This window comes from Pseudomonas sp. JAI111, assembly GCF_024809425.1.
Classification (GTDB): domain Bacteria; phylum Pseudomonadota; class Gammaproteobacteria; order Pseudomonadales; family Pseudomonadaceae; genus Aquipseudomonas.
The window spans coordinates 527,859-543,482 of sequence record NZ_JANUCB010000003.1; the positions used below are offsets into that span (position 1 = coordinate 527,859).

A 15,624-nucleotide genomic window follows, 5' to 3' on the forward strand; every position below is an offset into this window, starting at 1 on the left:
TCAGGCGAACTCGCAATTCACGCTGGCGTTACCGTCGAGCGTCGCGTGGACACGCTTGAGGCTTTCACCGGTGGCCATCGCATCGAGCAAGCGGTCGGCCACCAGCGGCAGGACGTGCAGGTCGAGCAAATGGTCGATCAGGCGCGCGCCGCTGTCGCTTTGGGTGCAGCGTTCGGCCAGGTGATCGACGAGGTCTTGCGAGTAAGTGAAGTCCAGCTGACGACGGTTCAGGCGTTCGCCCAGACGACCGAGTTTGATTTCGATCAGCTCGCGCAGCACCGGGCCGCCGACCGGGTAGTAAGGCACCACGCGCATCCGTGCCAGCAACGCTGGTTTGAAGTGCTTGCTGAGGACCGGGCGGATGGTTTCTTCGAGGACTTCGGCCGATGGACGTGCGCCGTTTTCACAGAGTTCGCTGATGCGGTCGCTGCCCAGGTTCGAGGTCATCAGGATCAGCGTGTTGCGGAAATCGATCTCACGCCCTTCGCCGTCGTTGGCCACGCCTTTGTCGAAGATTTGGTAGAACAGGTTGAGTACGTCCGGGTCAGCCTTTTCCACTTCATCGAGCAGGACCACGGAGTACGGCTTCTGGCGCACGGCCTCGGTGAGCATGCCGCCCTCGCCGTAACCGACGTAGCCTGGCGGCGCACCGATCAGGCGCGAGACCGTGTGCTTCTCCTGGAACTCAGACATGTTGATGGTGGTGATGAAACGATCACCGCCGTACAGCAAGTCGGCCAGCGCCAGTGCGGTTTCGGTCTTGCCGACGCCGCTCGGGCCGACCAGCAGGAACACACCGACCGGTGCATCCGGTTTGTTCAGGCCGGCAGCGGTGGCGCGCATCGAGCGGTCCAGGGCGTGAACGGCTTGTTCCTGACCACGGATGCGGGTGCGCAGGTCGGTGGCGAAACTGGCGACTTTGGCGTTGTGTTCACGGGCCAGTTGCGCCAGCGGCACGCCGGTCCAGGCGCTGATCACCTCGGCGACCAGACGCGGGCAGACTTCGAAGCTCACCAGACGCTCTTTGACTTGCAACTCGGTCAGGGCTTTGTGAGTTTCGTTGAGCGCCGCTTCCAGGGTTTCGACACTCTGCGCTTCGTCTACGGGCAGCGTTTCGATCACGGTGCCTTCGGCGTCTTCCTCAACTGTGAGGGTTGGCGGGGCGGCGACCACTTCGCGAGCCTTGGCCAGTTGCTGACGCAGATCCAGCAGGCGCTCGGCCAATGCTTTCTGTTCGGTCCACAGGGTTTCCAGCGCGGCCCTTTCGTCTTCGGCGGCGGCCAGGCGATCTTCCAAGGCGCTCAGCGCTTCGTGATCGATCAGCAAACCAGCTTCGGCATCCCGGCGCAGAGCCTGGCGCTGACGACCACCTTCGGCCAGTTCACCGCGCAGGCGTTCCAGGCTTTCCGGAGCGGCGGCGAGGCTGATGCGGACGCGGGCGCAGGCCGTGTCGAGCACGTCGACAGCCTTGTCCGGCAGCTGGCGACCAGCAAGGTAACGCGCAGACAACTCAGCCGCCGCCACCACGGCGTCATCGCGCAGGTAGATGCCGTGGCTCTTCTCGTAAACCTGAGCCAGGCCACGCAAGATGGTCACCGCTTCGCTGACGGTCGGTTCGTGCAGCTGCACCGGTTGGAAACGACGGGCCAGGGCCGGGTCTTTTTCGAAGTATTTCTTGTACTCGGCCCAGGTGGTGGCGGCAATGGTGCGCAGCTCGCCACGGGCCAGGGCGGGTTTGAGCAGGTTGGCCGCGTCGGAACCTCCGGCATTGCCGCCCGCGCCGATCAATGTGTGAGCTTCGTCGATGAACAGAATGATCGGTTTCGGCGAGGCTTTGACCTCATCGATCACGCCTTTGAGACGACGTTCGAATTCACCTTTGACGCTGGCACCGGCCTGCAACAGGCCCATGTCCAGGGACAACAACTCGACGCCTTTCAACACGTGCGGCACTTCACCAGCGGCAATGCGCGAGGCCAGGCCTTCGACGATGGCGGTTTTGCCGACACCGGCTTCACCGACCACAATCGGGTTGTTCTTGCGGCGACGGGCAAGGATGTCGACCATCTGCCGGATCGCGCCATCGCGGCATAGCACCGGGTCGAGTTTGCCGTCGCGGGCCTGTTGGGTGAGGTTGTGGGTGAAGCGCTCCAGCAACGACTCGCCCTGCACGCCCGGTTTGCCGGTGGCCGGTTGTTCTTTCTGCGACAGGGCAAACTCTTTCAGGCGCTCGATGTTCAGCTTGGCCAGCAACGACTGGTAGCGGCTGCCGGCGTAACGCATCGGGTTGCGCAGCAGCGCGAGAATCAACGCGGCTTGCTCGACCTGACTCTGGCCCAGTTCAAGGTTGGCCACCAGCAACGCGTCTTGCAGCCACTGCACCAGTTCCGGGGCGAACACCGGGTTGCGCGAAGCGCTGTGCTCGACCCGCGATTGCAACGCGGCGCTCAGTTCACCGGCATCCACTTCGGCATCTTGCAGCGCGCGTGCGAGCAAGCCTTGCGGGCGCTCCAGCAGGCCGAGCAGCAAGTCTTCGACAAGGATCTTGCTGCCGCCACGGGCGACGCAGCGCTCGGCAGAACTTTCCAGATCACGACGGGTTTCGGCGTCCAGCGCCTGGATAAGTTGTTGCAGGTCTACGTTGATCATTGGTCATCTGTCCTTAATGAATTTTGCTGCCCAGGGTTACTACGCCGTCCGCTTTTTCGCGGCCCAGCCAACTGGTCCATCCCAGGCGACAGGCGTTCTGCTCACCGATGCGCAGTTCGCGGATTTCTTCCTGGCGCAACACCAGGCGAATGTCGTAATCGAGCGGGTCACGCAGGGTGAAGCGCACCAGCGCGCACAACGGCTGGTAGCCGAAACCGATCGGCAGGAATTCGTGGAAGCGTTGCCAGTCGAGTTCGCGGATGTGGATGCGGAATTTGCCGCTGCGGTCGCGCACGTGTTCACCCAGCACCAGGTCTTCGCCGAGCAGGCTGTTGGCGCGACCCAAACGATTGCGCTGCTCGTCGAGAATCTCCACGCGACGCTCGATGCACTGCTCGATGGTCAGTTCGGCGTGCTTGAAGTAGTAACGCAGTACCGCTTCGATCAACGCAGCCGAGTGTGCGCGCAAGCTGAGCAGGCCGAGGTACGGCAGCAGGCGTTTCCAGTTCAGTTCCTGAGCCTTGCGGATCTCTTCGCCGCCCAAGCCGATCAACGCAAACAGCTGCGCCGAGAACGGGTCGAGGGCGCCACTTTCGAAACTGGCGCGGTAGCGGTACTTGCGCCAGATCGGCAGCATCAGCCGTTGCAGGCGATGGTGAAACAGGTCGAGAAAGTTGCGAGTCGGGTTGCCGTCTTCGCTGTCGCCCAGGGCCTGTTCGCCATAGAACGCCGGCAGCGGCGAGCCAGAACCGACCAGGCCGATCAGGTTGAATCGCAGGCGCGCACGCATCTGCCCGTGCTCGTGGAAAAACTCCACGCGATCGACGTCGCTGCCCGGGAAGCCCAGGCTCGGGTTGGCCTGGAATTCCAGCTGATCGTATAAATCGTCCTGGCTCAGGTGCGGGTGGGCCTCGCGCAGCCGGTCAACCACCAGCAGCACGGCCTGAAACAGCGAGTACTCGCGTATTCCTCGGGTCAGTCCGCTTAAAGAAGCGGCTGAAGGCCCATACGTGGTGTCCATTGGTACACCTCTCCCTGTGTGCTTTTTACCCGCAGCTCGTGGTACGAATTGAGACTGGCGTAAAGCGCGAAAAACTCGTTAAGAACCGAGGCGAAAACGAACAGGTCGCCCTCGCCGATATACCCTTCCGGGTCGATGGTCAGCTCGGTGCGCAACCCTCGAACCGGCAACCCTCGGTGCAACCGATCAACGTGCTGGTGCTTGATCGACTTGAGCCCGCCCAACAAACGCTTACTGACTTTTTCCGCGTGTTGGTCGTAGTAGCGCGGCAGGTCGTAGGTTTCGAGAATCACCTTCAACGCATTGACGTCGGCCAGGGACAGGTAGTTGAGCGACATGTTGCTGATCAGCTTCCAGAGGAAGTCACGGTTCAGCGGCGGCGCATAACTTGGAGTGGCCGGGGTGATGTTGCGGAAACTCAGGAACTCTGGCGTGTCTTCGCATGCCTGGCTGATGTCGCCGAGCTTGAGTTTTTTGGGCAGGTTCTGGTTGGTGCACATCAGCTCGATCGACAGGGTTTCGTGGGCTTCGGTGTGGCGGATGCCGAAGCTCAGGTAGGTGTCGAGGCCGTTGTGCAACGAAGACGAACGCTGGCGGATGCTGTAATGCGGACGGCTGTTGGGCACGTCGAAACTCGGATCGTGCTCGAAGGATTCGAACGGCACGTATTCCTGGTAACCGAGGCCGCCGGGCTTCCAGCCGGTGACGGTTTCCACCGAGAACACGCCGCAGTTCTGCAGATCGAATTCGGCGGGCAACAGCAGGTATTCGTCTTGCTTGCCGTCGAGGCGGATCGGCAGTGCATCGTGCTTGAACAGGTTGACGATGGGCGTGCAGTAGAGCTTCACGTTGTCCAGCGTCGGACGCATGCGCAGGATGCCGCTCTTGCGAATATCGAAACGCAATTCGAGGCCACGCACCTGCTTGAGCGTTTCTTCCGGCAGCGCCTTGAGCAGGTCCAGGCCGTTGATATCGACAAAGAGGAATTTGTCCTGGAAGGCGAAGTATTCCTGCAGGTAGCGATAGCCACGGAAGGTGTTCAGCGGATAGGGAATCAACGCTTCTTCTTCGGCAAAACCCACCGGCTGCACACGGTCGCCGGGCATCTTGAACGCCATCGGCGTGCCGTTGACGCCGTTGATGGGTTTGCCGGAGCCATCCAGCGGGATCAGTTCGATGCCTTCCAGATTGCGCAACAGGCTCAGGTAGAGCATCTGGCTGATGTAGCGCTCACCGGCGAAGTGCAGACGCAAACGGCTCAGTTCCAGTTCGCCGAGGTGACCGTCAGCACTCATCTCCAGACGCAGGCTCAACAACGAACCGTCGCCCTTCACCGAGTAATTCAGCGCGGCCAGATCCAGCGGCAACACTTCGGTCGGGTAGCAGGTGCGAAAGCGGCAACGCACGTCATCGATCGGCACGCTCTCAACTGGAGTGTCGCGCTCGACCATCAACGCAGGACCCGAACGCTTCAGCGGGTCGAACTGCAAAATGCTGAATGCCGGCAGCGGCCGCATGTAGTTGGGCCACAGCAGATGCATCAACGAATGGCTGAGCTCCGGCAACTCGTCGTCGAGCTTCTGGCGAAGGCGACCGGTCAAGAAAGCGAAGCCCTCGAGCAACCGCTCCACGTCCGGATCCCGACCGGCCTGGCCCAGGAAAGGCGCCAACGCCGGGCTACGCTCGGCGAATCGACGACCTAACTGGCGAAGTGCGGTGAGTTCGCTTTGGTAGTAGTGGTTAAAGGACATCGTATGGTTGCCTGATCATAATTTAGAGTAAATTCCCGCGCTGACATAAGCCGTCGTTCACTTAGTGAGCTTAATTCGCGCCAACGTAGTCATCGAGAGGGATTCATCCGCCTCAATTAGGAATAACCTCATACGGTGTATTACTGATAAAGACATTCAGCCAACTCTCTTCCCATTGCGGCATGGAAACCGTGAACACTTTGGTTTTCTTGTTGAAGTCGATCCAAGTAATACCGACCTCGTTATCATCCTCGTACGCACGCATATCTAGCGATTGAGTATCGTACAACGGGCTTCGATATACTTTGGCTGAGTCCTTCGAATCAATAATTCTTAAGTACGCCATACCGCCAAGCATGAAAATTCTGCCGACACGCACATTCTCAATTACGTAATCTCCTGAAGGGCTGGCCTTAGTTGTACTTGCAGGAAATCCAAGCATTGCGTTTACGCAATAAACAAGCAATGCAAACAACAGCACCAACGAGAGACTGATAGACCACAACCACTTCCTGCTAAACGTGATCATTTTCTAACACCCACCTTTTCCGCAGCCACACCAACGCTAAATGTGCGCATTATTTATTCCAAACGTTAATTACTGTTAATGGAATACTCTGATAGTGCACATCAGATAAAACCTGAAAGTCGCCACCCTTACCGAACTCAGCCCGATACTTCACAAAGTGGGAGTTCGTAATATAAAAATAGCGCGCACTGTCTATTTCCTTAAACATAGCTTGAGAGTCTTCGGCACTGAGATACGGATTCGACGCGATGTCTGACCTCATCTGCGCCGCGCCGGCATTTGCAGTGGCTGCATAGGCAGGGTTGGCTACCCCATCAAAATTCCAAAAACCCAGTGGTTGACTGAAATTATCTTCCGGTGCGTCATTGAAGTCGTAGGCATCCTCAGCATAAAAGCCGATACGCTCAACAAATAGTTGAATGCTATCTACAGAGACGACTAACTTCCCTTCAGGAAATACGCGAACGTTAAAATTTGCCAGCGCAGCCCGGAGCTCATCGGTTTTTTCTATCAGGCCGAATTTGACCGCTCGATTATTACTGTATCCGAACTCTTCAACCTTTCTTGCACTTTCAAACTTGAAAGGGTAAACGCCTGGAGTCGAGCCAAGATACTTATCTTTGACTTTCTTGCTTATATTTTTTCGTCCAGCAGAATTATCCCAAACAGACTTCAACTCTTCAATTACAGCCTTGGCAGGTTCAAACCGCATCAGCCAAGCCATTTTCACGATGGTATCTTCTACATAATTGACGTCTGCAAGAGCGTCGTGGTCTTTGACCTCTTTGCTCATAGCGCCGTCTTTGGTTGGCCATGGCTTGCCATTGAACCAATGGCGCATGAGTTTCGCAGCAACTGGCCATTTCATCTTATCCATCGCGTCAGGTATATCTGTGATTTTGAATTGACGAACAACTGCAGACTTACCAGCCTGATTACTTGCTGGCGTCAGACTTGAAGCTATTGTTGTATCCGCCATATCAAAAACCCTCACTCGTCTTATCCAATTACAACTTCGGATTGCTGCTCAATAATCAACTCATACGTCTCAGCTTCCGATGACGAAATTTTCTGCGTCTTGCCGTCGGCGCCTGTGACACCACTGATTATTTTTCCCGAGGCTGTTTTGAAACTGTATGCAACTCCAGCCAACGGCTTCCCGGTGTCCTGGCAATTGATCACGTAGTGCTCGTTAAACGGCCACTGAATCTCCACCGGCAACGGCGCCACAAACGGCACCGGCGAATGCGAATTCCCGATAATCACCGTCCCGGAACCCGCCGTAACCTTGTTGCCATGAGTACCAACCGAATCCACCGTTGCCGCCGGTTTGCCGTTGATCAAAACCGTCGTCGCCAACCCGCCCGACATCGCACCACCACACGCCGAGGCATCGCCTTGGCGGGCGGCCGCGAGGCCGTCGAAGAAGACGTCGCCGGAACCAGCGGCGATCGGGTTGGTGCCGTGGCCGGGGAGCGGGCAAGCGGTGGGGTCGGATACGCGGGCTGCGGGTTTGCCGGACATACGAATCTCCTTAGTTGACCTTTACTTGACCGCTGCCATCCAGGCGCGCGGCGAAACTGACCTGACGCTTGAAACCATCAACTTCCAGCAAGCCTTCGATGCTGAAGGACAGGCGAAGCTGATCGTGATCACGCGGCAGGGAGATGACATGCACATTGCTCAAGCGTGGCTCGTAGGCTTCGATGAAATTTTCGATGGCCAGACGGGCCTGACTCAGGGAGTCGTGCAGGCTCAGACGCATGTCATTGAGATCGGGTAGCCCGTAGTCGGACAGCGTTTGCACGCTGCCCGCACGGGTGCTGAGCATCTTGGCCAGATGGGCAGCCACGGACGCCATGGCGGAGACCTCACGGCTCCAGCCGACGCGTTTTTCCGCGTCGCCACCCAGGCGTTCGAAAAGGCTGCCGTATCCAGTCATGACTCAGGCTCCTCTTACTCTTTGTCCAGCTTGCCAACCAGCGACAGGGTGAAATCGGCACCCATGTACTTGAAGTGCGGGCGCACGTTCAGGCTGACGCGGTACCAGCCAGGCTCGCCTTCGACATCGCTGACGATGATCTGGGCAGCGCGCAGTGGACGACGGCCACGGACTTCGGCGCTTGGGTTTTCCTGGTCGGCCACGTACTGGCGGATCCACTTGTTCAGTTCCAGCTCGAGGTCGGTACGTTCTTTCCACGAACCGAGTTGCTCGCGCTGCAGCACTTTCAAGTAGTGAGCCAGGCGGTTGACGATCATCATGTATGGCAGTTGCGTGCCGAGCTTGTAGTTCAGCTCTGCGGCCTTGCCTTCTGCGCTGATACCAAAGAACTTCGGCTTCTGCACCGAGCTCGCGGAGAAGAACGCCGCGTTGTCGGAGCCTTTGCGCATGGTCAGGGAGATGAAGCCTTCCTCGGCCAGTTCGTATTCACGACGGTCGCTGACCAGAACCTCGGTAGGGATCTTGGTTTCGATTTCGCCCATGCTTTCGAAATGGTGCAACGGCAGGTCTTCAACCGCGCCACCGCTCTGCGGGCCGATGATGTTCGGGCACCAGCGGAATTTGGCGAAGCTGTCGGTCAGCTTGGTGCCGAACGCGTAGGCCGTGTTGCCCCACAGGTAGTGCTCGTGGCTGTTGGCGACGGTTTCTTTGTACACGAACGACTTGACCGGGTTTTCTTCCGGGTCGTACGGGTTGCGCAGCAGGAAACGCGGCACGGTCAGGCCAACGTAACGGGAGTCTTCCGACTGGCGGAAAGTCTGCCATTTGGCGAACTGCGGGCCTTCGAAGTGATCTTTCAGATCCTTCAGGTCTGGCAGGCCGGTGAAGCTTTCCAGGCCGAAGAACTTCGGACCGGCAGCCGCGATGAACGGCGCGTGAGACATGCAGGCGACGCTGGACACGTACTGCATCAGTTTCACGTCCGGCGAGCTTGGGGACATGAAGTAGTTAGCGATGATCGCGCCCACAGGCTGACCACCGAACTGACCGTATTCAGCGGTGTAGATGTGCTTGTACAGGCCCGACTGCATCACTTCCGGCGAATCTTCGAAGTCGTCCAACAGATCGTCTTTGGAGACGTTGAGGATTTCGATCTTGATGTTTTCGCGGAAGTTGGTGCGATCGACCAGCAACTGCAGGCCGCGCCACGACGATTCCAGGGACTGGAAGTCCGGGTGGTGAAGGATTTCGTCCATCTGGCGGCTGAGCTTGGCATCGATCTCGGCGATCATGCGATCAACCATTGCCTTCTTGACCGGCTCACCGTTGTTCTGCGGCTTGAGCAGCTCTTCGATGAAGGCCGACACACCGCGCTTGGCGATGTCGTAGGCTTCGTCGTCCGGCGTCAGGCGGGTTTCGGCGATGATGCTGTCGAGAATGCTGTATTCGCCGTTCTCTTTGCTCTTTTGCTGTGCTGCGCTAGTGCTCATGGTGTTGGCTTCCTTGGCTGATAGAGACTCAGGCGTCCTGGGCTGCGGCGTTCAGGCCCAGCTCACCCAGTACGCGACCGCGGGATTCGTCGTCGGCGAGAACGCCTTCGATGGCTTTGCGGAACGCAGGCGCGTTACCCAACGGGCCTTTGAGGGCCACCAGCGCGTCGCGCAGTTCCATCAGTTTTTTCAGCTCAGGCACTTGCTCGACCAGGCTGGCCGGGTTGAAGTCCTTCATCGAGTTGACGCGCAGTTGCACGCCCAGCTCTTCAGTGCTGCCCTCTTCCTGAAGACGGTTAGGCACGCTCAACGTCAGGCTCAGCTCTTGCTTGGCCAGCACTTCGTCGAAGGTCGTCTTGTCGATGCTGATCGGCTTGCGATCTTCGACTTTGCGTTCGTCCTTGCGGTGCGTGTAATCACCGATTGCCAGTAGTTTCAACGGCAGTTCGATCTCTTCCTGTGCACCACCGGTGGCAGGTTTGAACGTGACGTTGATGCGTTCCTTGGGGGCTACCGAGCCTTCTTTGGCCATGGCTTTTCTCCTTGCGGTTGTGGCCCGGGGGCCTATTCGAGTACCACTTCGAGATCGAGGTGGCACAGCCTGCGATAAATCTCTTCCTTGCGTTCACGTACGGCATGGTTCTGCGGCAACAACTCGCAGCAGCTATGCAGTAAATGCAGCACTTCCAGCGCAAGATCGGGCTCCCAGGCGTTCAGGCCTGAGTCCTGTAATGTTTGGTCGAGGGTTTCGAGTTGGGTCTTGGCCAGTTCGTATTTCTTGGCCATGAAGCACAGCCGCGCGAGGGCGAACTGCCAGAAAAACCGTACGCGTCCGCCGTGGGCACTCTGCAGGCCCTGCTTGAGGATCTGCACGGCGGCCTTGAGGCCGTCCTTGCGCAAAATCGGCAGAACTTCTTCCAGGGCCACTTCCCAAGCCGGCTGGGAGTCGGCGACCTCGACCTTGCGTGGCGCAGTGGCGCTTTGCAGGTGTGGCATGACGTGGGCGCTGATCCAGGCGCGGGTGGCCGGATCAGCGAATGGTGCGCCGTCATGGAAACGCAATTCGATGATGCCGGGCAGGCGCTGAATCAACAGCGCGAAGTGGATTTCCACTTCGCGCATGGCCAATTCGGCGTTCAAGCCCTGCAGGCATTCCCAGACGATGCGCTGGCCATCAAACCAGAACGGCGCCTTCGCCAGGCTCGCCTCCAGTTCCACCAACAGGTCGGCGTACTTGGCCTGGTCGTAACGATCCTGATAGGACTTGAGCTTGTCGGCGGGCAAGCCGCGCAGAACGGTGATTTGTTCGGCGTTACGCTCGGGAACCGCATCAATCGGCAGCCACAGGAGTGTGCGATTGAGGCGCAGGGCGCGCAGGTCAGTGGCTTTCTGCTTGAGCCACCAGGCACACAACGGCCGCGCGCTTTCCTGTTGGGCGCGCAGGGCTTTGTGGGCTTCTTTTTCGTTATCGATCGGTGCGCCAGGGGTGAACAACTGCGTGGCGGCTTGCTTGACCTGGGCGACTGCGGCGCCGACCACACCGGGTTCCGGCTGGTTGTCAGCAGCGCGTTGCACCATGTTTTTCAGGCGGCGAGAGATCGGCAGCAGCAGTGGCGCATCGTCACCCAAGTGCTCGGTGCAGGCGGCGTCGAGGCCTTCAAGGTGTTCGACCAGGCGCCGGAACATCGGCAACTGCTCTTTGATCGCGATGTTTTCGGTCAACACCTGCTCAAGACGCGGCACCAGCCAACTGATCGCAGCGGAGCGGGTGCGAGCCTTGTTTGGGTGGACTTCGGCCCAGTGGCTTTCGCACAGGTAGTGCAACAAACCAAGGCCCGCCAGCAGTCCTTGAAAGGATTCGCGCTGGTACAACGCCCAAGTCAGCCAGGCACCGACCCGCAAGTCCTTGGACTGGGTACGCAGCAGGCTTTCGCTGTTTTCACGGATTTTCAGCCAGTCAATCTGACCGCTTTCATGCATCGAGGAGGCTTTGCCCAGCTCGCTTTCCAATGCCTCATATTCGCTCGAAAAACGAACGTCCTCGCCCGCGAAATTCTCTTTGGAAACAGAGGCTTTTGCGAGATCAAGGTAATGAGCAGAAAGTTTGCTTGAGTAGGACATCCATGGCCTTTATTTAGGATTACGGTCATACGCCCCCATGAAGATTTCAAGGGGCCAGGACAGTATCAAAGAGCTACGATGAGTCTCATCCAATTGAGTTCGTGCTCTTTCAAGTGCGCGCATCGTAATCACAATGATGGCCACTAGCAAGCATCTGATTAAACAACAAGACGAAGTGATCTTTATTGCACGTAGGAGATCTCCCTATATGTGTAAGGGGATTCCCTGGTAGCGATTTAATATTGAAGCCTCCCGAGCACACGCCCAAAACCCTTGAGCTAGAGCCGCCCGTCAAACTTTCCAAAAATCTTGGACAAGACCTTTCGATGCAGGCGCGGAGCATGCCAATATTCAGAGGGAATAAATGTAGGAATCGTCCGAAAGGTCATGGTCACTTTGGAACAGCGCGATGTGCGACAACAAAGAACCAAGAAAGTGCCATTACAGTGATGGCACTTAATATATGAAGGTAATCACGTAACACGGCAATGAACAAATGAGCGAAATGAATAATCAATTTCCAGAGTGTATTAATCAGTCCAATCCAGACTTAATACAGAACCGCATTACGCTCATAAAAAATGGGCACCCGATTTAATCGGCATGCCCATTTTTCAATACGGTTCTCCCCTTTATTCAGGGAGTTCGCCGCAATTACGGATTAACGCTGTCTTTCAACGATTTGCCTGGCTTGAACGCAACAGTGTTGCTGGCCTTGATTTTGACGGGCTCACCGGTTTGCGGGTTTTTGCCGGTACGGGCACCGCGGTGGCGTTGCAGGAAGGTACCGAAGCCCACCAGCGTGACGCTGTCTTTGCGGTGAAGTGCGCCGGTGATTTCTTCGAGAACGGCGTTGAGAACGCGGTTTGCCTGCTCTTTGGTGAGATCTGCTTTTTCAGCGATTGCAGCGGCGAGTTCTGGTTTACGCATTAGTGAAGCCCCTTTGACGGTTTTTTGTTGTTATGTCCGTGCTGTTCTCGTTGGAACAGCGCCCAAAGCGCCGCAGGTGCTCTACTCTGCGGCAGACGGGAGTGAGAATGGCACGCACGGAAGAGCCGCGCCAGTCTCGGCGCGACCTTTGTAGGGGCAAAAGAGGGGTGATTCCGACAGAACGACCGGTATTTACGCCAGCAGTGCCGGAAGCTCTTTGTTGAGGGCCAGTTTTTCCATCACCGCCGCGCCTGTCAGGGCATAACCGAGCAGTTTTCCGCCGGAATCGCGGCACAAAACCTTGACGTCAGTACCCTGCCCTTCGACCGTCCAGACGCCCTCCACACCCCGTGGCGGCGGCGAAACCACCAATGGGCAGACGGGTGTTTTCACCGTGATCGGCATCGGGCCATAGGTGACCGCGGTAGGGTTTCCGGCGAGGGTTTGCGCCAGCGCTCTCGCACAGCTCATCAGGGGCATGACGTACAGCAGATTCAGCCCATCGACCTCGGCACAGTCGCCCAGGGCGTAGATATTGGCGTGGGACGTTTTCAGGTGACGATCGACCACCACGCCACGGTTGACCTGCACACCGGCTGCCGCCGCCAGGTCGATACGCGGACGCAGGCCAATGGCCGACACCACCACATCGCAAGGAATCACCTGACCATCGGACAAGTGCGCCTCCAGGCCATCATCCACACGCTGCAAGCGATTGAGCACGGGGCCAAGGTGGAAGCGCGCGCCCAGGCTTTCCAGCCCGGCCTGCACCGCTGCGGCCGCCGCCGGGTGCAGCAAGGTCGGCATGACTTGTTCGCACGGTGCAACCAGTTGCACCTCGTAACCGCCCAGGATCAAGTCATTGGCGAATTCACAACCAATCAGCCCGGCACCCAGCAACAGCACCCGACGTTTGCCGGCCGCTGCCGCGCGAAAGCGCGCGTAATCTTCCAGATCGTTGATCGGGAAAACGGCGTCGGCGGCGTCGCCTTCGATCGGCACTCGCACGGTTTCCGCGCCCCAGGCCAGGATCAAGTCGCGGTAAATCACCGATTCCTCGCCGATCCACAAGCGTTTGTGGCCAGGATCGATACCGCTGATGCGCGTATGGGTGCGCACTTCGGCCTTCAGTTGCTCGGCCATCGCGCCAGGTTCGGCCATGCTCAGGCCATCGGCGTCTTTGTTCTTGCCGAACCCGGTGGAGAGCATCGGTTTGGAGTAGGAGCGCCCGTCATCGGCGGTAATCAGCAGCAGCGGGGTTTCGCCATCGAGTTTGCGAAACTCCCGGGCCAGGTTGTAGCCGGCCAGCCCGGTGCCGACGATCACGACAGGTGCGTTCATTCCTTACTCCTTTAAATGTCTTAGTTGATTTCGATCATTTCGAAATCCATCTTGCCCACGCCGCAGTCCGGGCAAAGCCAGTCTTCCGGCACGTCTTGCCACGGAGTGCCCGGCAAAATGCCGTCGTCCGGCCAGCCGTCGGCTTCGTTATAAATCAGGCCGCAGACCACACATTGCCACTTTTTCATTCAGGTAATTCCTCAGGATTCAGGCTTGATGCCGGCGCAAACGGTCGATAGATGCAGCGTTGCCGTTCGGCTCAGGGGCGTTTTGTACTGATCGGGCACGGCAGATGCAAGCGTGTTCGGCGCAACGGCGGCCCGGATCAATCAAAATCGCGGGCTGACATGTTAAGCTCGCCGCCTCATTTGCTGCCAATAATGACTCACTGTGCCGCACTCAAAATCCCCTTCCGCGACCCCGTTATGGCTCCCTCAAAGCCAACTGACGCCCCTCCCCGACACGTCTACCCTCGACTGGTTGTTTGATGAAGGCTCGCTGACCCGCCGCCTGATCCGTTTGTCGAATAATGCTTTCAGTGTCACGCCGCTGTTTGAAGGCTGGCAACCACTGCGCGCCGACGAATGTACCGCGCTGGAACTGGACGAAGGCAGTGAAGGCTGGGTGCGCGAGGTGTATTTGCGTGGCCATGGCGAAGCGTGGGTGTTTGCCCGCAGCGTGGCGGCGCGCAGTGCGCTGCAGGGCGATGGCTTGCACATGGACGAATTGGGCAGTCGCTCGCTGGGTGAGTTGCTGTTTTGCGATCAAGCGTTCCAGCGTCGGGCTATCGAGGTTTGCCACTATCCTCAGGAATGGCTGCCGATGGAGGCTCGCGCACCTGAGCTGTGGGGACGCCGCTCGCGGTTCGACCGTGGTGCCTTGAGCGTACTGGTGGCCGAGATCTTCTTGCCGACCTTGTGGCTCGCCACCCGCGCCCATCCGGAGAATTGCTGATGTATCAGAGCCTGCTCAAGTCCCTGAATCGCTTGAATCCACGGGCCTGGGATTTCATTCAACTGACTCGCATGGACAAGCCGATCGGCATCTATCTGCTGCTGTGGCCGACATTGTGGGCTCTGTGGATTGCCGGCAAAGGTTCGCCGTCCTTGGCCAACCTCGTGATTTTCGTACTGGGCGTGGTGCTGACCCGGGCCGGCGGCTGCGTGATCAACGATTGGGCGGACCGCAAGGTCGATGGCCACGTGAAACGCACCGAACAGCGGCCACTGGTGAGTGGCAAGATCAGCTCCAAAGAAGCCTTGGTGTTCTTCGCGTTGTTGATGGGCGTGGCCTTCCTGCTGGTGCTGTGCACCAATGCGAAAACGGTCTGGTTTTCGTTCGGTGGCCTGGCGCTGGCCTTCACTTACCCGTTCATGAAGCGCTACACCTATTACCCGCAAGTGGTATTGGGTGCGGCGTTCTCCTGGGGCATGCCGATGGCGTTCACCGCCGAAACCGGTGAGCTGCCTGCTGCGGCGTGGCTGCTGTGGATCGCCAACCTGTTGTGGACGGTCGGCTATGACACTTATTACGCCATGACCGACCGCGACGATGACCTGAAGATCGGGGTGAAATCCACCGCGATTCTGTTTGGCGATGCGGACCGGGTGATCATCCTGACGTTGCAAGGGTTGGCGCTGGGTTGCCTGCTGCTGGCCGGGTCGAAATTCCAGCTCGGCGGCTGGTTCCACCTTGGCTTGCTGGCGGCGGCGGGCTGTTTTGCCTGGGAGTTCTGGTACACCCGAGGCAAGGACCGGATGCGTTGCTTCAAGGCGTTTTTGCACAACCATTGGGCCGGGCTGGCAATTTTCGTGGGGATTGTGCTGGATTACGGGTTGCGCTGAGGTAAT

The 15,624-nt window shown here is 58.3% G+C and carries 15 protein-coding genes; 2 read left to right on the plus strand and 13 right to left on the minus strand.

Going from position 1 to position 15,624, the window contains the following annotated elements; translation table 11 throughout:
- From tssH to HNR03_RS13415, 13 genes are all read right to left on the minus strand, one after another.
- Positions 1-2,649: a type VI secretion system ATPase TssH gene (gene tssH, locus HNR03_RS13355; protein ID WP_259154059.1), complete on the minus strand. Its 2,649-nt coding sequence runs from the start codon at positions 2,647-2,649 to the stop codon at positions 1-3.
- 13 nt (positions 2,650-2,662) lie between these two features.
- Positions 2,663-3,670: a type VI secretion system baseplate subunit TssG gene (gene tssG, locus HNR03_RS13360; RefSeq protein ID WP_222589047.1), complete on the minus strand. Its 1,008-nt coding sequence runs from the start codon at positions 3,668-3,670 to the stop codon at positions 2,663-2,665.
- Positions 3,634-5,421 carry a type VI secretion system baseplate subunit TssF gene (tssF, locus tag HNR03_RS13365; RefSeq protein WP_259154061.1) on the minus strand — a complete coding sequence of 596 codons (1,788 nt, stop codon included), beginning with the start codon at positions 5,419-5,421 and terminating at the stop codon, positions 3,634-3,636. Before tssF ends, tssG begins: the two co-directional genes overlap by 37 nt.
- 112 nt (positions 5,422-5,533) lie before the next feature.
- A complete protein-coding gene (locus HNR03_RS13370; RefSeq protein WP_259154063.1) occupies positions 5,534-5,950 on the minus strand; it encodes a hypothetical protein in 417 nt (138 codons plus the stop codon).
- Positions 5,951-5,999: 49 nt separating this feature from the next.
- Positions 6,000-6,929 carry a DUF6402 family protein gene (locus tag HNR03_RS13375; RefSeq protein WP_259154064.1) on the minus strand — a complete coding sequence of 310 codons (930 nt, stop codon included), beginning with the start codon at positions 6,927-6,929 and terminating at the stop codon, positions 6,000-6,002.
- Between the two features lie 20 nt (positions 6,930-6,949).
- Complete coding sequence (locus HNR03_RS13380; RefSeq protein ID WP_259154065.1) at positions 6,950-7,474, minus strand: PAAR domain-containing protein; 525 nt, start codon at positions 7,472-7,474, stop codon at positions 6,950-6,952.
- A 10-nt stretch (positions 7,475-7,484) separates the two neighbouring features.
- Entirely contained in the window at positions 7,485-7,892 is a 408-nt protein-coding gene (gene tssE / locus HNR03_RS13385; RefSeq protein WP_090177913.1) for a type VI secretion system baseplate subunit TssE, read from the minus strand.
- 14 nt (positions 7,893-7,906) lie between these two features.
- Positions 7,907-9,382, minus strand: a complete 1,476-nt coding sequence (gene tssC / locus HNR03_RS13390; RefSeq protein WP_222589052.1) for a type VI secretion system contractile sheath large subunit — start codon at positions 9,380-9,382, stop codon at positions 7,907-7,909.
- A gap of 28 nt (positions 9,383-9,410) precedes the next feature.
- Positions 9,411-9,914 (minus strand): type VI secretion system contractile sheath small subunit, encoded by a 504-nt coding sequence (gene tssB / locus HNR03_RS13395; RefSeq protein WP_222589053.1) that lies wholly within the window; start codon positions 9,912-9,914, stop codon positions 9,411-9,413.
- Positions 9,915-9,946: 32 nt separating this feature from the next.
- Positions 9,947-11,503, minus strand: a complete 1,557-nt coding sequence (gene tssA / locus HNR03_RS13400) for a type VI secretion system protein TssA (RefSeq protein WP_222589054.1) — start codon at positions 11,501-11,503, stop codon at positions 9,947-9,949.
- Positions 11,504-12,157: 654 nt separating this feature from the next.
- Positions 12,158-12,433: an HU family DNA-binding protein gene (locus tag HNR03_RS13405; RefSeq protein ID WP_003213368.1), complete on the minus strand. Its 276-nt coding sequence runs from the start codon at positions 12,431-12,433 to the stop codon at positions 12,158-12,160.
- Between the two features lie 192 nt (positions 12,434-12,625).
- Positions 12,626-13,774: an NAD(P)/FAD-dependent oxidoreductase gene (locus HNR03_RS13410; RefSeq protein WP_259154066.1), complete on the minus strand. Its 1,149-nt coding sequence runs from the start codon at positions 13,772-13,774 to the stop codon at positions 12,626-12,628.
- 20 nt (positions 13,775-13,794) lie between these two features.
- Positions 13,795-13,962 (minus strand): rubredoxin, encoded by a 168-nt coding sequence (locus HNR03_RS13415; protein WP_222589060.1) that lies wholly within the window; start codon positions 13,960-13,962, stop codon positions 13,795-13,797.
- Positions 13,963-14,164: 202 nt separating this feature from the next.
- On the opposite strand from HNR03_RS13415, the gene HNR03_RS13420 reads away from it, so the two are divergent.
- Together HNR03_RS13420 and ubiA are read left to right on the plus strand one after the other, a co-directional pair.
- Positions 14,165-14,728 (plus strand): chorismate lyase, encoded by a 564-nt coding sequence (locus HNR03_RS13420; protein ID WP_259154067.1) that lies wholly within the window; start codon positions 14,165-14,167, stop codon positions 14,726-14,728.
- A complete protein-coding gene (gene ubiA / locus HNR03_RS13425) occupies positions 14,728-15,618 on the plus strand; it encodes a 4-hydroxybenzoate octaprenyltransferase (RefSeq protein ID WP_259154068.1) in 891 nt (296 codons plus the stop codon). The genes HNR03_RS13420 and ubiA overlap by 1 nt, the downstream gene beginning before the upstream one ends.
- Positions 15,619-15,624 lie beyond the last annotated feature (6 nt).